17 protein-coding genes are annotated in these 18,389 nt (G+C 70.5%); 2 read left to right on the top strand and 15 right to left on the bottom strand.

The window, feature by feature from the left end; genetic code table 11:
* Window positions 1–37: 37 nt before the first annotated feature.
* Complete coding sequence (locus AC3WPZ_RS18765) at window positions 38–2,884, bottom strand: molybdopterin-dependent oxidoreductase (protein WP_492440923.1); 2,847 nt, start codon at window positions 2,882–2,884, stop codon at window positions 38–40.
* Entirely contained in the window at window positions 2,881–4,647 is a 1,767-nt protein-coding gene (locus AC3WPZ_RS18770) for an NADH-ubiquinone oxidoreductase-F iron-sulfur binding region domain-containing protein (protein ID WP_492440925.1), read from the bottom strand. Before AC3WPZ_RS18770 ends, AC3WPZ_RS18765 begins: the two co-directional genes overlap by 4 nt.
* Before the next feature lie 68 nt (window positions 4,648–4,715).
* Here AC3WPZ_RS18770 and AC3WPZ_RS18775 point away from each other — a divergent pair, with 68 nt between their 5' ends.
* Window positions 4,716–5,786, top strand: coding sequence for a substrate-binding domain-containing protein (locus tag AC3WPZ_RS18775; protein WP_492440927.1), 1,071 nt, complete (start codon window positions 4,716–4,718; stop codon window positions 5,784–5,786).
* A 77-nt stretch (window positions 5,787–5,863) separates the two neighbouring features.
* Here the strand turns inward: AC3WPZ_RS18775 and AC3WPZ_RS18780 are convergent, their stop codons facing one another.
* The 11 genes from AC3WPZ_RS18780 to AC3WPZ_RS18830 are packed head-to-tail and all read right to left on the bottom strand — an operon-like array spanning window position 5,864 to window position 16,086.
* Window positions 5,864–6,541, bottom strand: a complete 678-nt coding sequence (locus AC3WPZ_RS18780; protein ID WP_492440929.1) for a 2-hydroxychromene-2-carboxylate isomerase — start codon at window positions 6,539–6,541, stop codon at window positions 5,864–5,866.
* 22 nt (window positions 6,542–6,563) lie between these two features.
* Complete coding sequence (locus AC3WPZ_RS18785) at window positions 6,564–6,791, bottom strand: DUF1289 domain-containing protein (RefSeq protein WP_492440931.1); 228 nt, start codon at window positions 6,789–6,791, stop codon at window positions 6,564–6,566.
* Between the two features lie 4 nt (window positions 6,792–6,795).
* Entirely contained in the window at window positions 6,796–7,305 is a 510-nt protein-coding gene (locus tag AC3WPZ_RS18790; RefSeq protein ID WP_492440933.1) for a YbaK/EbsC family protein, read from the bottom strand.
* A 12-nt stretch (window positions 7,306–7,317) separates the two neighbouring features.
* The gene (locus tag AC3WPZ_RS18795; RefSeq protein ID WP_492440935.1) at window positions 7,318–7,959 is read right to left on the bottom strand and encodes a LysE family transporter; all 642 of its coding nucleotides are present in this window, start codon (window positions 7,957–7,959) and stop codon (window positions 7,318–7,320) included.
* An 11-nt stretch (window positions 7,960–7,970) separates the two neighbouring features.
* Window positions 7,971–8,879 (bottom strand): hydroxymethylglutaryl-CoA lyase, encoded by a 909-nt coding sequence (locus AC3WPZ_RS18800; protein WP_492436041.1) that lies wholly within the window; start codon window positions 8,877–8,879, stop codon window positions 7,971–7,973.
* Between the two features lie 18 nt (window positions 8,880–8,897).
* Complete coding sequence (locus tag AC3WPZ_RS18805) at window positions 8,898–9,818, bottom strand: 2-hydroxyacid dehydrogenase (protein ID WP_492440937.1); 921 nt, start codon at window positions 9,816–9,818, stop codon at window positions 8,898–8,900.
* Window positions 9,819–9,853: 35 nt separating this feature from the next.
* Entirely contained in the window at window positions 9,854–11,872 is a 2,019-nt protein-coding gene (locus tag AC3WPZ_RS18810; RefSeq protein WP_382323009.1) for an acetyl/propionyl/methylcrotonyl-CoA carboxylase subunit alpha, read from the bottom strand.
* 8 nt (window positions 11,873–11,880) lie between these two features.
* Window positions 11,881–12,501 carry a DUF4126 domain-containing protein gene (locus tag AC3WPZ_RS18815; RefSeq protein ID WP_492440940.1) on the bottom strand — a complete coding sequence of 207 codons (621 nt, stop codon included), beginning with the start codon at window positions 12,499–12,501 and terminating at the stop codon, window positions 11,881–11,883.
* Between the two features lie 16 nt (window positions 12,502–12,517).
* A complete protein-coding gene (locus AC3WPZ_RS18820) occupies window positions 12,518–13,309 on the bottom strand; it encodes an enoyl-CoA hydratase/isomerase family protein (protein WP_492440941.1) in 792 nt (263 codons plus the stop codon).
* Between the two features lie 13 nt (window positions 13,310–13,322).
* The gene (locus tag AC3WPZ_RS18825; protein ID WP_492440943.1) at window positions 13,323–14,459 is read right to left on the bottom strand and encodes an acyl-CoA dehydrogenase family protein; all 1,137 of its coding nucleotides are present in this window, start codon (window positions 14,457–14,459) and stop codon (window positions 13,323–13,325) included.
* A gap of 4 nt (window positions 14,460–14,463) precedes the next feature.
* Window positions 14,464–16,086: a carboxyl transferase domain-containing protein gene (locus tag AC3WPZ_RS18830; protein ID WP_492440945.1), complete on the bottom strand. Its 1,623-nt coding sequence runs from the start codon at window positions 16,084–16,086 to the stop codon at window positions 14,464–14,466.
* Window positions 16,087–16,195: 109 nt separating this feature from the next.
* Between AC3WPZ_RS18830 and AC3WPZ_RS18835 the strand changes: the two genes are divergently transcribed.
* A complete protein-coding gene (locus tag AC3WPZ_RS18835) occupies window positions 16,196–17,248 on the top strand; it encodes an AraC family transcriptional regulator (protein WP_492440947.1) in 1,053 nt (350 codons plus the stop codon).
* On the opposite strand, the gene AC3WPZ_RS18840 is transcribed toward AC3WPZ_RS18835, so the two are convergent.
* Both AC3WPZ_RS18840 and AC3WPZ_RS18845 read right to left on the bottom strand, forming a co-directional pair.
* Entirely contained in the window at window positions 17,177–17,839 is a 663-nt protein-coding gene (locus tag AC3WPZ_RS18840; RefSeq protein ID WP_382162474.1) for an HAD family hydrolase, read from the bottom strand. The genes AC3WPZ_RS18835 and AC3WPZ_RS18840 overlap by 72 nt on opposite strands.
* A gap of 12 nt (window positions 17,840–17,851) precedes the next feature.
* On the bottom strand, window positions 17,852–18,238 hold the full coding sequence (locus AC3WPZ_RS18845; protein ID WP_492440949.1) for a YchJ family protein: 387 nt from the start codon (window positions 18,236–18,238) through the stop codon (window positions 17,852–17,854).
* Window positions 18,239–18,389: the final 151 nt, after the last annotated feature.

The raw sequence follows: 18,389 nt of genomic DNA on the forward strand, positions 1-18,389 counted from the left end.
TCGTAGGAGCCCCGTCAATCTGCCGCGTTGAGGCAGGTCAATGCCGGGCCGGATCTCGCGCGGCCACGACGGGCCGCACGTCCACCGCACAGTACTTCAATTCCGCGATCTTGCCCACCGGGTCCAGGGCGGGGTTGGTGAGCAGGTTGGCCGCGGCCTCGGCGTAGGCGAAAGGAATGAAGGCGGTCTCGCGTGGCATGCCGTCGTCGATCCGCACCGGCAGGGCCACCTCGCCGCGCCGGGAGCGCACCTGCGCTTGCGCGCCGGCCCACAGCCCGAGCCGCCGGGCGGTCTCGGGGTGCAGGCTCACCACGGGGCTGGGTTCGAGCGCGTCGAGCACGCCGCTGCGCCGCGTCATGCTGCCGGTGTGCCAGTGTTCGAGCTGGCGGCCGGTGATGAGCACCATGGGGAATTCGGCGTCGGGCTGCTCGGCCGGCGGCGTGAGCACCGCCCCCACCAGCGAGGCGCGGCCGCTGGGCGTGGGGAAGCCGTCGGTGAACACCACCGGCTGGCCGGGGTCGGCGTCGTCCGCCACCGGGTAGGTGACCGCGCCCTCGCGGCGCAGGCGCGACCACGACAGGCCGGCGATGCTGGGCATGAGGGCGCGCATTTCCTCGAACACGGCGCCGATGCCCTGCGCGGCGTCGTCCGTCCCGCTGCCGTCGGCGGCGACGCCGTAGGTCCAGCCCAGGCCGAGGCGGCGCGCGAGCTGTTCGGTGATCCAGGCGTCGGCGCGCGCGTCGCCCGGCGCGGGCACGGCCTTGCGGCCGAGCTGCACGCAGCGGTCGGTGTTGGTCACGCTGCCGGTCTTCTCGGGCCAGGCGGTGGCGGGCAGCACCACGTCGGCCAGGCTGGCGGTCTCGGTGAGGAAGATGTCCTGCACCACCAGGTGGTCCAGCCCCGCGAGCGCCTCGCGCGCGTGGGCCGCGTCGGGGTCGCTCATGGCCGGGTTCTCGCCCTGGATCAGCATGGCGCGGATCTCCTTGCGGTGGGCCGCGTCGACGATCTCCACCACCGTGAGGCCGGGTTCGCTGCGCAGCGTGCCGGGCGCGAGGTGCCACAGGCGCTCGGCCTTCTCGCGCGCCGGGCCGTCGGCCACGCGCTGGTAGTCGGGCAGCACCATGGGGATGAGCCCGGCGTCGCTCGCGCCTTGCACGTTGTTCTGGCCACGCAGCGGGTGCAGGCCGGTGCCGGGCCGACCGATCTGGCCGGTGATCAGCGCGAGCGCGATCAGGCAGCGCGCGTTGTCGGTGCCGTGCGTGTGCTGGCTGATGCCCATGCCCCAGAGGATCATGGCGTTCTTCGCCGTGGCGTAGGCGCGCGCGACCTCGCGCAGCGTGGCCGCGTCGATGCCGCAGACCGGCGCCATCGCCTCGGGCGAGAAGTCCACCAGATGCGCCTTGAGCTGCGCGAAGTCCAGTGTGTGGGCCTCGATGTAGGCCGGATCGGTGAGGCCTTCGAACACGATGGTGTGCAGCAGCGCGTTGAGCAGGGCCACGTCGGTGCCGGACTTGAAGCCCAGGTGCTTCCAGCTGTGGCGTGCGAGCTCGGTGCGGCGCGGGTCGGCCAGCACCAGCTTCAGGCCGCTCTGCTTCACCGCGTTCTTGATCCAGGTCGCGCCCACGGGGTGGTTCTGCGCCGGGTTGGCGCCGATCAGCAGCACGAAGTCGGCGAACTGCACGTCGCGCAGCGGGTTGGTGACCACCGCCGAGCCCAGGCCTTCCATCAGCGCGGCCACGCTGGAAGCGTGGCACAGGCGGGTGCAGTGGTCCACGTTGTGCGTGTCGAACGCGGTGCGGATCAGCTTCTGGAACAGGTAGGCCTCTTCGTTCGTGCCCTTGGCCGAACCGAAGCCGGCCACCGGGCCCTGGCGCCCGCGCGCCGGTGTCGCGGCCAGGGCCTGGCGGAAACCTTCGGCGGCGGCGTCCAGCGCCTCGTCCCAGCTGGCTTCGCGGAAGCGCTCGCGCACCTGCTCGGGCGTGAGGCGGCGCAGCTCGCCGTGCGGGTCCTTGGGCACGCCGGCGCGGCGGATCAGCGGGCGCGTGAGGCGCTCGGGGCTGTGCGCGTAGTCGAAGCCGAAGCGGCCCTTGACGCACAGGCGGCCTTCGTTGGCCGGCCCGGCGATGCCTTCGACGTGTTCGATCTTGTCGTCGTTGACGTGGTAGGTGAGCTGGCAACCGACGCCGCAGAAGGGGCAGACCGAGTCGACCTGCTGCTGCGAGGGTTTGGCGAAGGCGCCATTGGCCGGCGCGATGGCGCCCGTGGGACAGGCCTGCACGCACTCGCCGCAGGCCACGCAGGTGCTGGCGCCCATGGGGTCGTTCTGGTCGAACACGATCTGCGCGTGGCCGCCCCGGAAGGCCAGGCCCAGCACGTCGTTGCCCTGGGTCTCGCGGCAGGCGCGGATGCAGCGCGTGCACTGGATGCAGGCGTCCAGGTTGACCGCCATCGCCGGGTGGCTCAGGTCGTGCGCGGCGGCGGCGCGCGCGGGGAAACGCCCGGGCAAGGCGCCAGCCACCTCGGCCCAGTGCGCCAGCTCGCTGTCGAACTTGAGCGCGGCGGTGTCGGGCGCGTCGGACAGCAGCAGCTCCAGCACCGTCTTCTGCGCGGCGCTGGCGCGCGCGTTGTCGCTGTGCACCACCATGCCGGCGCTGGGCGCGCGGCAGCACGAGGGCGCGAGCACGCGCTCGCCTTCGATGTCGACCACGCAGGCGCGGCAGTTGCCGGGGCTGCGCAGGCCGTCCTTGTGGCACAGGTGCGGAATCTCCACGCCCGCGCGCTGCGCGGCTTTCAGGATGCTCTCGCCGGGCGCGGCTTCCAGCGCGCGGCCGTTGAGGGTGAAGGCGATCGGCGTCGCGTCCAGGGGCAGGTCGTCGGTCTTCATGCCGCACCTCCGGCGTTCACTTCATGGGCAAAGAAGCGCAGCACGCTGTCCACCGGGTTGGGCGCGGCCTGGCCCAGGCCGCAGATGCTGGCGTCGCGCATCACCTGCGAGAGCTCTCCGAGCAGCGGGGCGTTCCATACCGGCGCCTGCATGAGCTGCACCGCCTTCGTGGTGCCGGCGCGGCAGGGTGTGCACTGGCCGCAGGACTCGTGCTCGAAGAACTGCATGAGGTTGAGCGCGGCGCCGCGCGCCGTGTCGTGCTGGCTCATCACCACCACGGCCATGGAGCCGATGAAGCTGCCGTGGTCGACCAGGGTGTCGAAGTCCAGCGGCACGTCGGCCAGCGAGGCCGGCAGGATGCCGCCCGAGGCCCCGCCCGGCAGGTAGGCGTAGAGCGTGTGGCCTTCGGCCATGCCGCCCGCGTGTTCGTTGACGAGCTCGCGCAAGGTGATGCCGGCGGGCGCCAGGTGCACGCCCGGCTTGTTGACGCGGCCCGAGACCGAGAAGCGCCGCAGGCCGGTGCGCCCGCGCAGGCCCTCGCCGGCCAGCCAGGCGCCGCCCTTGGCCAGGATCAGCGGCAGCCACCACAGCGTTTCGGGGTTGTGCGCCAGCGTGGGCCGGCCGAACACGCCGTGCATCGCCACGATGGGCGGCTTGAGCCGCGGCAGGCCGCGCTTGCCTTCCACCGATTCGATCAGCGCCGACTCTTCGCCGCAGATGTAGGCGCCCGCGCCGCGCCGCAGCTCGATGCGCGGGGGCGTGTAGCCGGGGTGCTGTTCGATCAGCGAGCGCAGGGTGGCGTCGAGCCGCGCGAGTTCGCGCGTGAGCAGTTCGCGCACGTCGTGGTATTCGTCGCGCAGGTAGATCCAGGCGTGCGAGATGCCCACCACCTCGGCGGCGATCAACAGGCCTTCGAGCATCTGCGGCGCGCCGGCCTCGGCGCTGCTGAGCACCTGCCAGTCCTTGAAGGTACCGACCTCGCCTTCGTCGATGTTGACCACCATGTGGCGCGGGCCGGGCTGGGCGCGCACCGTCTCCCACTTGCGCCAGGACGGAAAGCCCGCGCCGCCCAGGCCGCGCAGGTTGGAGGCTTTCAATTCGGTCAGGACCTGTTCGGCGCTGAGCGCACCCGCGAGCAGGCTTCGCAGTTGTTTGAATTCAGAGCCGGCTGGCTCGGGCAGCTGGCGCGGCCCCGTCTCGCCGCTGGCGAGCAAGGCCTGCACGCCTGCCACGCTGGCTTGCGGCAGTTGCCGCTGGCCCACGCAGGCGGCGGGCGCCACATGGCACTGGCCGATGCAGGGCGCGGCCTGCGCGCGCACCGTGGCATCGCCCGCCAGCGCGGTCTGCAGATCGGCCAGCAGTTCCTCACCGCCGGCCATGGCGCACGAGAGGCTGGTGCACACGCGCACCACGGTCCGTGGCACGGGCGCGGCGTCGTCCACGATCTCGAAGTGGTGGTAGAAGCTCGCGACCTCGAACACCTCGACCTGGCTCAGCCGCAGGCGCTCGGCCAGCGCGGCCAGGTGGCCGTGGCGCAGCGCGCCCTCGGCATCCTGCAGGCGGTGCAGGTGTTCGATCAGCAGGTCGGCGCGCGGCGCCAGGCCATCGCACAGCGCGGCCACGCGCTCGCGTGCTTCGGGTGAGGTCTGCCGCCCCTTGGGCGTGTGGCGCGCCTTGCCGCGCCCCATCGCCTCGATCGGGCGGATGGGAATCACGGTGCTGGTGGGGCGCTCGGGGGTCTCGTGGGCCGTCGTTCTGGTCATTTTTTCAGCGTAGCACCGTATGGGTTGTTTTAATATGTTTGACAGTTCATAAAGTCGGGCTTCCCCCCATGCTGCGCATCACCCTCCAACCCCAATGGCGCATCGCCCAGGAAGACGGCCCCGCGCTCGACGCCAACACCTTGCTCGGCCTGCTCGCGGCCGTGCAGGGTTCGGGCAGCATCTCGCAGGCCGGGCGCGAGCTGGGCCTGTCGTACCGCCACGCCTGGGGCCTGCTGCAACAGGCCGAGCAGCTGTTCGGCCAGCCGCTGCTGGTGCGCGGGCGCGGGCGCGGCTCGGCGCTCACGCCGCTGGGTGAAAAACTCATCTGGGCCGATGCGCGCATCGGTGCGCGCCTGCAGCCCTTGCTGGAGTCGCTGGCCTCGGAACTCGAAGGCGAGCTCGGGCGCGTGCAGCGCCGCCAGCGCGCCGTGCCGCGCCTGCACGCCAGCCACGGCTTCGCGGTGGCCGCCTTGCGCGAGCAGCTGGCGGCGCGCCAGGTGCCGGTGGAGCTGCGCTACCGCAGCAGCCTGGAGGCCGTGGCCGCGCTCGCGCAGGGCGACTGCGAGCTGGCGGGCTTTCACGTGCCGCTGGGCGAGTTCGAGGCCGCCGCCGCCCGGCGCTACCTGACCTGGCTCAAGCCCGACCAGCACCTGCTGGTGCAGTTGGCGGTGCGCACGCAGGGGCTGTTCGTGGCGGCGGGCAACCCGCTGGGCCTGCGCGGGCTGGCCGACCTCGCGCGGCCCGGGCTGCGCTTCGTCAACCGGCCCGAGGGCTCGGGCACGCGGGTGTTGACCGACCTGCTGCTCAAGCGCGAAGGCATCGCGCCGCAGGCGGTGGCGGGTTACGACAACACCGAGCTTACCCACGCCGCCGTGGCCGCCTACGTGGCCAGCGGCATGGCCGACGTGGGCATCGGCGTGCAGACCGCCGCGCACCGCTTCGGCCTGCATTTCATTCCGTTGCTGAAGGAGCGCTACTTCTTCGCGCTGCCGGCCGACGCGCTGGACCGCGCCGAGCTGCGCCCGGTGCTCACGGTGCTGCGCTCACCGGCGTTCCGCGCGCGCGTGGCCGCGCTCAAAGGGTATGAAGCCGCCCACACCGGCGAGGTGATGGGCGTGGCCGCTGCTTTTCAAACTTAAGAGCCCCCACGCTCCGTCGCTGCGCGGGTCGCTGCCCCCCAAAGGGGGCTGGGCCTGCCTTGGGAGCGGCCCGGCGGCTAGCCCGTCTGAGACCGGCGCACGCCTTCGGGCCGCTGCGCCGCCGCGCCCCACTGGGTCTCGAACCAGCTGTCGCCGTCCAGGTAGGCGCGCAGCATGGGCAGGGCGTCCTGTCCCCAGAACACGCGGCCGTCCACCACCATCGCCGGCACACCGAACAGGCCGAGCGCGAGCGCCTCGTCGGTGTTGGCGCGCAGGCGCTGCTTGACCACCTCGCTGTCGGGCGCGTTCCACGGCTTGCCGCGCTGCGCCATGTGGTCCTGCAGCAGGGCCTGCAACGCGGCCAGCCGCGCCGGGTCGGCGGCGTCGAGCCCGCCGCGCCAGACATGGCGGAACAGCAGCTCGGTGACGTAGCGGTTGGTCTCGCCCGGCGCATCGTCCGTCGCGCAGGCCAGGCCCAGGCGCAGCAGGGGCAGCGGGTTGAACGGGTGCGCGGCCGGCATGTCGAGCGCCACGCCGTGGTGGTGCCCGAGCCAGCTCACGTGGCGGTAGGTCCAGTCGCGCTTGGCCGGGATCTCGGCCGGGCCCAGCTGGCCGTGCGCCTTGAGCAACGCGGCGAACAGCACGGGCCGGTAGCGCACCTGCACGCTGTGGCCCATCAGGGCTTCGGGCAGGCGCTCGAACGCCAGATGGGCGTAAGGCGAGATCGGGTCGTAGAAGAAGCGGATGTCGGTCATGAAGATCTCGTGTGCGAAGGCGTCAAGGCGCCAGCTGCCGGGCTTCGATCTGCTGCCAGATCACCAACTTGTCCGCATCGCTGGCACGGCTCCAGAAACCGATTTCTTCCAGCGTGCGGAAGCACCCCTTGCAGCGGCTGCGGGCCTCGTCCATTTCGCACACCGAGATGCACGGCGAAGGCACGCCCGGGCGCAGACCGGCGCGGCGGCGCGCGGCCTGCAGGGTGATCGTGGGGGTCTCCAGGGCCATGGGCTCAGGCCACCACGGTGACGTCGTGCACCGGCGCGCCGGTCAGCGACTGGAGTTCCACGGGGCTGAGGCGGAACACGGCGTGCGGGTGGCCGGCCGCGGCCCAGATCTCGTCGAAGCGCGAGAGCTGCGCGTCGATCAGCGTGACGGGCGCCACCGCGTGCGCCAGCGGCGAGACACCGCCGATGGAAAACCCGGTGCGCGCCTTGACGAAGTCGGCATCGGCCCGGCCGAGCTTGCCGCCATCGGCGCAGACCAGGGCCTGCACCTTCTTCTCGTCCACCCGCAGATCGCCCGAGGTGATGACCAGCACGGCCGCGTCGTCACTCTTGCGGCGAAAGATGATGCTCTTGGCGATCTGGCCCAGGGCCACGCCGAGGGCGTCGGCCGCCTGCTGCGCGGTGCGCGCGGCGCCGTCGAGCATCACGGGGGCGTGGGCATGGCCCGCGTCCTGCAGCACGCGCGCCACGCGCTGCACGGTCTCAGGCAAGGCCTGCAATTCGGCTCCACACATGGTTGCGGTCCTTCAGGCGGCGCGTTTGACGAGCAGCAGGCTCGCGCCCATGGCCATGAGCACGCCGCCGAACACGCGGTTCTGCGCACGCCGGGCGCGGGCCGTGGCCAGCCAGCGCTGGGCGCGCGAGGCCAGGAAGGCGTAGCCGTGCATCACGATCAGATCGACCACCACCGTGGTGGCCAGCAGGATCAGCAACTGCAACCCGAGGCCGCGCTGGGGGTCGATGAATTGCGGCAGCACGGCCACCATGAACACGATGCCCTTGGGGTTGGTCACGTTGGTGAAGAAACCCATGACGAAGCGCTCGCGCGCCGAGGGCACGGCCACCTGGGCCGGTGCCGCCTCGTCCGCCTCGGGCACCACGCCCACGCGGGCTCGCCACTGGTTGAAACCGAGCCAGATCAGGTAGCCCGCGCCAGCGAACTTCACCACGGTGAAGGCGGTGGCCGAGGCCAGCAGCAAGGCGCCGACGCCCACACCGGCCACCAGCAGGATCACCGCCAGCCCCAGTTGCAGGCCCGCGATGGTCGTGCTGGTTTTCTTCACGCCATAGGCCAGGCCGTGCGTCATCGACAGCACCGCGCCCGAACCGGGCGAGAGCGCGATGGCCCACGAGGCCACGAAATACGCCATCCAGACTTGCAGTTCCATATTGCTTTCCTTCAGCCCGCGCGCTTGGCGAGCAATGCGCGGGCCACGCGCGAGCCGGTGGACCGGCCGAGCTGTTCGCTGATGTAGACGCCGGCATCCACCAGCGCGTCGAGGTCGATGCCGGTGGCGATGCCCATGCCGTGCAGCAGGTAGACCACGTCTTCGGTCGCCACGTTGCCGGTGGCGCCCTTGGCGTAGGGGCAGCCGCCCAGGCCGGACACGGAGGACTGGAAGTTCCAGACCCCCATCTCCAGCGCGGCCAGGGTGTTGGACAGCGCCTGGCCATAGGTGTCGTGGAAGTGGCCCGAGACGTCGTCGATGCCGTAGTGCTTCAGCGTGGCCTCCATCGCGGCCTGCACCTTGCGTGGCGTGCCCACGCCGATGGTGTCGGCCACGTCCACGCGCTGCACGCCGATGCCCTTCATGAGCCCGGCCAGGTAGGCCACGCGCTCGGGCGCAATCTCGCCTTCGTAGGGGCAGCCCACGGTGCAGCTCATGGCGCCGCGCACGGCGATGCCGGCCGCGCGCGCGGCCTCGACCACGGGGGCGAAGCGCTCGATGCTCTCGGCGATCGAGCAGTTGATGTTCTTCTGGCTGAAGGCCTCGCTGGCCGCGCCGAACACCACGATCTCGTCCGGCTTGTCGGCCACGGCAGCCTCGTAGCCCTTGAGGTTGGGCGTGAGCACCGAGTAACGGACGCCGCCCTGGCGCCGGATGCCGCCCATGACCTCGTGGTTGTCGGCCATCTGCGGCACCCACTTGGGGCTCACGTAGCTGGTGACCTCGATCTCTTTCAGACCGGCGGCCTGCAGGCGGTGCACCAGCTCGACCTTGACGGCCGCAGGCACCGGCTGCTTCTCGTTCTGCAGCCCGTCGCGGGGGCCGACGTCGATGAGCTGGACGCGGGAGGGCAGTTTCATGGGGGTCTTTCGAGGGGGTCAGTACCCGCGCACCGGATCGACCACGCCGGCGATCGGGTCCCCGCGTTCGAACGCGAGGATCTTGCCGGCAATCTGGGCGATGCTTTCCTCGCGCAGCGTGCGCGCCGAGGTGTGGGGCGTGACCGTGATTTTCGGGTGTTTCCAGAAACCATGCTGGGCGGGCAGCGGCTCGGTGCGGAACACGTCAAGCGTGGCGCCGGCCAGGTGGCCACTGTCGAGCAGCGCGAGCAGGTCGTCTTCCACCAGGTGGTCGCCGCGCGCGACGTTGATGACATAGGCCTCGGGCCGCAGGCGCGAGAGCGTTTCGCGGTTGAGGATGTCGCGCGTCTCGGGCGTGAGCGGCAGCAGGTTGACCAGCACGCGGCACGAGGCCAGGAAGCTGTCGAAGGCCGCGTGGCCCGCGTGGCCGATCACGCCGTCGATGACCTTGGGCGAGCGGCTCCAGCCGTGCACCGGGAAATCGAACTGGCGCAGGGCCAGGGCCACGCGCTCGCCCAACACCCCCAGACCCATCACGCCGACGGGGAAATCGGCCCGCAGGCGCGGCTTGCGGTACGACCAGCGGCCCTGCGCCACGTCGGCTTCGTAGGCGTCGAACTCGCGGAAGTGGCGGATCACGGCGTGGCACACGTACTCGGCCATCTGCACCGACATGCCGGCATCGTCGAGCCGCACCACCTTGGCGGCGGGCGGCAGCTTGAGCTTGAGCAGCGCGTCCACGCCCGCGCCGATGTTGAACAGGCCCTTGAGGCCGGGCTGTTCGTCCATGAATTGTTGCGGCGGCGCCCAGACCACGGCGTGATCGGCCTGGGGCGCGCCGGGTTGCCATTCGGTGACGTTGGCCTGCGGCAGGGCCAGGCGCAGATCGGCCAGCCAGGGGCCGACCCGGGTGTTGACGCAGCAGAAAGTGATGTTCATGCGGCGAGCTTACGCGGCCTCGCGCGGCGGCGCTGTCAGCCCACCGAGAGCTTGAGCAGTTCGGCGCCCTCGTTGACCTGGTCGCCGGGCGCGTAGAGCAGCTCGGCCACGGTGCCGTCGGCTGGCGCGGCGATGGTGTGCTCCATCTTCATCGCCTCCATCACGGCCAGCGCCTGGCCCTTGGTCACCGTGTCGCCGGCCTTGACCGCGAACGACACCACCTTGCCCGGCATGGGCGCGGTGAGGCGCCCGCCTTCGGCGGCGGCTTCGCCCGCGTGGGCCAGGGCATCGATCTCCACGATCTGGGTCGCGCCCAGGGCGCAGAACACATGCACGTTCTCGTCCACCTGCCAGGTCTGCACCGTCTGGCGCTGGCCGTTGAAGCGCAGGTCCATGCGGGTGCCGGTGTCGGCCGGCAGCGCCACGAAGTCCAGCACGGCGTTCACCTCGCCCACGGCGAGCTGCAGCGCGCCGTCGTGCAGGTAGCTCAGGTGGGCCAGCAGGGCTTCGCCCTGGTACTCGAAATCGAAGCGGCGCACGGTGATGCCGTGTGGGCGCCAGCCGTCGCGGCGCGAGAACGGGTCGGCGCCTTCGTCCGCGCGCTCGGCCACCAGGGTCTGCGCCACGGCGGCGGCCACGGCCAGCGGCAGGCCGACCTTGTCCTGGTGGAACAGCGCGGCGGCCTCGCGCGGGATCAGCGCGGTGTCCAGCTCGGCCTGGGCGAACGCGCGGCTGGTGACCACGTGGCGCAGGAACTGCACGTTGGTCGAGAGGCCGACGATGCGCGTCTCGGCCAGCGCGGCGTCCAGCCGCGACAGGGCCTCTTCGCGCGTGGCGCCGTGCACGATCAGTTTGGCGACCATGGAGTCGTAGAACGGGCTGATGGTGTCGCCTTCGCGCACGCCGTCGTCCACCCGCACCGTGCCACGCTCGAAGCTCGTGCAGGCCGGCTTGCGGTAGACGGTGAGCGTGCCGGTGGCGGGCAGGAAGTTGTTGTCCGGCGTTTCGGCGCAGATGCGCGCCTCGATCGCGTGGCCGTGGATGCGCAGGTCTTCCTGCTTCAGCGGCAGCGGCTCGCCGCCGGCCACGCGCAGCTGCCATTCCACCAGGTCCAGGCCGGTGATGGCCTCGGTCACCGGGTGCTCCACCTGCAGGCGGGTGTTCATCTCCATGAAGTAAAAGCGCATGGCCTCGGGATGGGCGTAGCCCTCGGGCTGCTCGACGATGAACTCCACCGTGCCCGCGCCCACGTAGTTCACCGCCTTGGCCGCCGCCACCGCGGCCGCGCCCATCTGGGCACGCAGCTCGGGCGTCATGCCAGGTGCGGGCGCTTCTTCCAGCACCTTCTGGTGGCGGCGCTGCACCGAGCAGTCGCGCTCGAACAGGTAGACGCAGTCGCCCTGCGTGTCGCCGAACACCTGGATCTCGATGTGGCGCGGGCGCTGCACGTATTTTTCGATCAGCACCGCGTCGCTGCCGAAGCTGTTGCGCGCCTCGCGCTGGCAGCTGGCGAGCGCGGCGGCGAAGTCCTCGCTCTTCTCGACCACGCGCATGCCCTTGCCGCCGCCACCCGCGCTGGCCTTGATGAGCGCGGGGTAGCCGATGCGGTCGGCTTCGCGCTGCAGCAGGGCCGGGTCCTGGTCGGCGCCGTGGTAGCCCGGCACCAGCGGCACGCCGGCCTTTTCCATCAGGCGCTTGGACTCCGCCTTCAGGCCCATGGCCTCGATCGCCGACGACGGCGGGCCGATGAAGACCAGGCCGGCCTTCACGCAGGCGTTGGCGAAGGCTTCGTTCTCGCTCAGGAAGCCGTAGCCCGGGTGGATGGCCTGCGCGCCCGTGGCCTGGGCGGCCGCGATGATGCGCTCCCACTGCAGGTAGCTTTCCTTGGGCGCCGAGCCGCCGATGTGCACCGACTCGTCGCAGGCGGCCACGTGCTTGGCGCGCGCATCGGCGTCCGAATAGACAGCGACGGTCTTCACGCCCAGGCGGCGCGCGGTGGCGGCGACGCGGCAGGCGATCTCGCCCCGGTTGGCAATCAGGATCTTGTGGAACATGGGACTTCCTAGGCGGTGGCGGTGAAGAAGGAGCGCACGCGGCGGAACACCGCGCGCAGGAACTTGAAGAGCATCCAGGTGGCGATCCACATCAGCACGACGGTGATCGCGAGCAACACGACGAAGACCAGTGGGTGGCTGGTGGCAAGCCAGACTGCGCCGACCACCAGGCCGTCCTCGACCAGGCTCATGCCGAGGTTGGAGAACGGCTCGGGCGAGCTGTTGATGGCCGCGCGCGTGGTGGTCTTGGCGGCCTGGCTGGTGGCGGCGAGCGAGCCGCCGAGCAGCGCGGCGGCCAGCGCCACGGTGCCGCCGTCGGCGCCGAACACGCCGGCCGCGAGCGCCGCGCCGGCCGGAATGCGCACCACGCTGTTGACCATGTCCCACAACGAATCGACCACCGGGATCTTGTCGGCGAAGAACTCGACGAAGAGCATGAAGCCGGCCGTGCCCAGCAGCACCGGGTGCTGCAGCGCCTGCAGGCCGGTGGGCAGCTCCATCCAGCCCATGGCGCCGGCCAGGCCGACGATGAACACCACGGCGTACAGGCGAAAACCGCTGGCCCAGCCGAGCGCGCCCGCGAGCGCGAGCAGCTCGGGCGTGCCCAGGGTGTGGAACCAGTCGGCCATGGGGTGCCTCCTCGGGTCAGGCCGCCGGCAGCCAGCCGGGCGGGCGCTTCTGCAGGAAGGACTGCAGGCCTTCGCGGCCTTCGTCGCTGGCGCGCACATCGGCGATGCGGCGCGCCGTCTCGCTGCGCAGGGCTTCGGTGATGGGCTGGCCGCCCACGTCGCGCACCAGGCGCTTGCACTCGCGCGCGGCCTTGGGGCCGTTGGCCACCAGCGTGGCGACGAGCTCGTCCACCTTCGCGTCCAGCGTCTCGGGCGTGGCCAGTTCGTGCACCATGCCCAGCGCGTGCGCGCGCACCGCGCTGAAGCGTTCGGCCGTCACCATGTAGCGGCGCGAGGCCTGCACGCCCAGGGCGCGCGCCACGTAGGGGCTGATGGTGGCGGGCAGCAGGCCCAGGCGGGCTTCGGACAGACAGAAGGTCGCGCCCTCCACCGCCACCAGCACGTCGCAGATCGCCGCCAGCCCCATGCCGCCGGCGTAACAGTCGCCCTGGATGCGGCCGACCACCGGCACCGGGCACTGGTCCAGCGTCCACAGCATATCGGCCAGCTGCTGCGCGTCGGCGCGGTTCTGGTCCCAGCTGTAGCCGGCCATGGTCTTCATCCAGTTCAGATCGGCCCCGGCGCAGAAGGCCTTGCCGTGCGCGCCAAGCACGACAACGCGCAGGGACTCGTCCTTGGCCAGCTCGGTGAAGGTCGCGGTGAGCGCGGCGATCACGTCGTCGTTGAAGGCGTTGCGCACGTCGGGGCGGTTGAGCCACACCTTCGCCACGTGCGGCTTGGGGCGGGTCACATCGATCACGTTGCTCATGTTCAGTCCTGCATCAATAGCGTTTCGCCACTTCTTCCAGCATCACCTCGGTCGCACCGCCGCCGATGGCGAGCACGCGCGCGTCGCGCCACAGGCGCTCGATCGCGGTCTCGCGGATGAAGCCCATGCCGCCATGGAACTGCTGGCAGGTCTGCACCACCTCGTTGACGAGTTCGCCGGTGAGCGCCTTGAGCATGGAGACCTCCTGCACGATGTCATGGCCCTGGGTCACGCTCCAGGCGCAGTGGTACATGAACTGGCGCGCCGCGCGCGTCTTGGCGTCGAGCATCGAGAGGCGCTGGCGGATGGTCTGCTTGTCCCACAGCGTGGCGCCGAAGGCCTGGCGCTGGCGCACATAGTCCAGCGTGAGCTTCAGGGCCTGCGTGCAATGGCCGACGGCCATGGCCGCCAGCGCGATGCGTTCGGTCTGGAAGTTCTTCATGACCGAGTAGAAGCCCTTGCCCTGCTCGCCCAGCAAGTTCTCTTCCGGGATGCGCACGTTGTCGAACACGAGCTCGGCCGTGTCGCTGGAGAGCCAGCCGGTCTTCTTGAGCGCGCGGCCGACCGAGAAACCCGGTGTGCCCTTCTCGACGATGAACATGGTCACGTCGTGGCGCGCGGTGCCGGTCTTGGCGGCGACGAAGTACAGGTCGGCGTGCACGCCGTTGGTGATGAACATCTTGGTGCCGTTGAGCACCCACTCGTTGCCTTCCTTGCGCGCCGTGGTGCGGATGCCCGCCACGTCGGAACCCGCACCGGGTTCGGTGATGCCCACGGCAGTGATCACCTCGCCGGCCGTCACGCGCTTCAGGTACTTCGCCTTCTGCGCCGCGTTGCCCGCGTGGTGCAGGTGCGGGCCGGCCATGTCGGTGTGCACCAGCACGGTGATGATGAAGCCGGCGAAGGTGGACTGCGACAGTGCTTCGGCGAACACCAGGTTGGTCAGCGCGTCGGCATCACCACCGCCGTATTCGCCCTCGAACATCAGGCCCAGCAGGCCGGCCTGGCCCATGCGGCGCAGCACGTCGCGCGGCACCATGCCGGTCTCTTCCCAGGCGGCCGCGTGCGGCTCCACCTCGCGTTCGAGGAAGCGCGCGACCTGGTCGCGCAGCAGTTCGTGGTCGGGGTTGTCGTAGATGGTCCTGGCCATGGCATCACATCCGGAAGACGCCGAACTTCGGCTCGCCGATCGGCGTGTTGAGGGTGGCCGAGAGGGCCAGACCGAGCACACGGCGCGTGTCGGCCGGGTCGATCACACCGTCGTCCCACAGGCGGGCGCTGGCGTAGTAGGGGTGCGACTGGTGGGCGAACTGATCCAGCAGCGGCTGCTTGAACTTCGCCTCTTCCTCGGCGCTCCAGCTGCCGCCCTTGCCCTCGATGCCGTCGCGCCGCACGGTGGCCAGCACGCTGGCGGCCTGCTCGCCGCCCATCACGCTGATGCGCGCGTTGGGCCACATCCAGAGGAAGCGCGGGCTGTAGGCGCGGCCGCACATGCCGTAGTTGCCGGCGCCGTAGCTGCCGCCGATGATGATGGTGAATTTCGGCACCTGCGCCGTGGCCACGGCCGTGACCATCTTGGCGCCGTGGCGCGCGATGCCCTCGCTCTCGTACTTGCGGCCGACCATGAAGCCGGTGATGTTCTGCAGGAACAGCAGCGGCACCTTGCGCTGGCAGCACAGCTCGATGAAGTGCGCGCCTTTCTGTGCGCTTTCGGAGAACAGCACGCCGTTGTTGGCGACGATGCCGATCGGCATGCCCTCGATGTGCGCGAAGCCGCAAACCAGGGTGGCGCCGTAGCGCGCCTTGAACTCGTGGAACTCGCTGCCGTCGACCACGCGGGCGATGATCTCGCGCACGTCGTAGGGCTTGCGCGTGTCGACCGGGATGACACCGTAGATTTCCTTCGGGTCGTACAGCGGCGCGCGCGGTTCGCGCAGGGCCTGCGTGGCGACCTTGCGGCGGTTGAGCGTGGCCACGGCCTGGCGCGCCAGCGCGAGCGCGTGCGCGTCGTTCTGCGCCAGGTGGTCGGCCACGCCCGAGAGGCGCGTGTGCACGTCGCCGCCGCCCAGGTCTTCGGCGCTCACGATCTCGCCGATGGCGGCCTTCACCAGCGGCGGGCCGCCCAGGAAGATCGTGCCCTGGTTCTTGACGATGATGGTCTCGTCGCTCATGGCGGGCACGTAGGCGCCGCCGGCCGTGCACGAGCCCATGACGACCGCGATCTGCGCGATGCCGTTGGCGCTCATGTTGGCCTGGTTGTAGAAGATGCGGCCGAAGTGCTCGCGGTCGGGAAACACGTCGTCCTGGTTCGGCAGGTTGGCGCCGCCCGAATCCACCAGGTAGATGCAGGTCAGGTTGTTCTGCATCGCCACCTCCTGCGCCCGAAGGTGTTTCTTCACCGTCATCGGGTAGTAGGTGCCGCCTTTCACGGTGGCGTCGTTGCAGACGATCAGGCAGTCCACCCCGCTGACGCGGCCGATGCCGGCGATCACACCGGCGCAGGGCGCGCTGTCGGTGCCGTCGCGATCGGGGTACATGTTGAGCGCCGCGAGCGGGCTGAGTTCCAGGAAGGGCGTGCCCGGGTCCAGCAGCATCTGCACGCGGTCGCGCGGCAGCAGCTTGCCGCGCGCGGTGTGTTTGGCGCGGGCGGCTTCACCGCCGCCGAGGGTGGCTTTGGCGATCTGGGCCTTGAGGTCGTCGACCACCACCTGCATGGCCTGGGCATTGGCCTGGAAGTCGGCGGAACGGGCGTTGAGTTGTGTCTCCAGGATCGGCATGGCGGCATCCGTTGTGGTGTTTCGGGGCATTGTGGAGGATAGACACGCGGATGAGGGCTGGCCTGCCATGCAGGTTGCAAATACCGCCAGATCCGGCGAAACTAGCGCCATGCCTCCCGCCTTGACCCCCGCCCTCACGCCCATGGCGTTTGTTCGTGCCATGGTGATGGCCTACCGCGAGCGGGGCATGGACGCGGCAGGCGCGCTCGAACTGGCACAAATTCCGCCAAGGAAAGTTGATCAGCCGGACGCCCGCATCACCGCCGCGCAGATGGAAGCGGTGTCGGAGGCCGCCATGCGCGAACTCGACGACGAAGGCTTGGGCTGCTTCAGCCGCGCCCTGCCCTGGGGCAGCTACGGCATGCTGGCGCGCGCCTCCCTCTCGGCCCCCACGCTGGGCATGGCGCTCAGGCGCTGGTGCCGCCACCACGGCCTGATCACCGACGATGTGGCGCTCTCGCTGGAGACCGTGGGCGAGCGCGCGCGCCTCGTGCTGCGCCCGCACCGCCGCCCTGGGCCGCTCACCGAGTTCTGCGTGGTCTCGGTGCTGCGCAACATCCACGGCCTGGCGAGCTGGTACGTCGATTCGCGCATCCCGCTGCAGGGTGCGCAGTTTCCCTACGCGCCGCCGCCCCACCTGGACGCGTATGCCGTGCTGTTCGACGGCCCGGCCACCTTCGGCGCGGACGAGGCCGCGATCGCCTTCGACGCGCGTTACCTCACCCTGCCGATGCGGCGCGACGAGGCCGCCATGAACCAGCTGCTGCAGCGCGCCTTGCCGCTCACCGTGCGCTCCTACCGGCGCGACCGCCTGCTGGTGCAGCGTGTGCGCCAGGTGCTGGCGACCCAGCCGCTGGACGCCCACAACGCCGACGACCTCGCCGCGTTGTTGAACGTCTCGGCGCGCACCCTGCACCGCCAGCTCAAGGACGAGGGGGCCTCGCTGCAGGCGCTGAAAGACGAGGTGCGCCGCCAGCGCGCCACCGAGCTGCTGCTGCGCACCCGCCGCCCGATCAAGCAGGTGGCGCAGGCCTGCGGCTTTCAGAACGAGAAGAGTTTCATCCGCGCGTTTCGCGGCTGGACCGGGCGCTCACCGGGCGAGTGGCGCGGCGAACAGCTCGCGCAGCTCGTCCATGTGGCCGAAGACGCGCGCCACCGGTAAGCCCTCGAACGCGCGCCCATGCCCCTCGGGGCAGTAGCCCCACACCGTGGCGCCGGCCGCCAGCCCGGCCTGGGCGCCGGTGGCCGTGTCCTCCACCACCAGACAGCGCGCCGGGTCCACGCCCAGGTGCGCGGCGGCGGCCAGGTAAACGTCGGGCGCGGGCTTGGAGCGCGGCTGGTCGTGGCCGCTGAAGACACGGTCTTCGAACAAGGGCAGCATGCCCACGAGATCGAGCTGCATCACGACCTTGGGCCGGTCGGCGCCCGAGGCGCAGGCGATGCGGCCGGCCACGTGGCGGTGCACCGCCGTCACCGCCTCCACCGCGCCCTGCACCGCCTTGAGCTCGGCCAGCAGGCGCACATTGCGGCGCGCGTAGAAGCCCTGCAGCCATTCCTCGGTGAACGGCTTGCCGGTTTCGGCCTCGATGCGCGCGCGTTCGTCGCGCACCGCCTTGCCGATGAAGATGTCCATGCACTCGGCCTGGGTCAGCGCCCAGCCGCTTTCGTTGAGCACCTCGCGCAAGACCCCGTTGGTGATGGGCTCGCTGTCCACGAGCACGCCGTCGCAATCAAACAGAACTGCATCAAACATCTTGTCTTTCATTCAGTTGAGGATGTCGCCATCCACATAAAACCAGTGACCGTGCTCGCGCACGAAGCGGCTGCGCTCGTGCAGGCGCTGGCCGCGCCCCTGCACCCGCGAGCGCGCCACGAACTCGACTTCGGCGTGCGTGTCGTCAATGGACTTGTGGTGCTTCACTTCGAGCCCGAGCCACTTCACACTGCCGTCCAGGTCCAGGGAAGCCGGCCGCTGGCTCGGATGCCAGGTGGCCAGCAGGTGCGCCTCGTCACCGCGCACGAAGGCGGTGTAGCGCGAGCGCATGAGCGCCTCGGCGTCGGGGGCGGGAACGCCGGTGCCGAGGTAGCGGCCGCAGCAATGCGGGAAATCGGGGCCGAGGCCACAAGGGCAGGCGTCTTTCGTCGTGGGCATGAAGAGCCGATTATCGATCCCCTTGCAAGGGTGGGGGCATGGCGAGCGGGTGTTCCAATGGCGCCTCTTGCCTTCGACTTCAAGGACCGCCCATGAGCACGCTCGACACCTTCGCCATCACCCAGAAATGGCCCGCCACCCACCCCGACCG

It is taken from the genome of Hydrogenophaga sp. FW305-3-2-15-A-LB1, assembly GCF_058787875.1.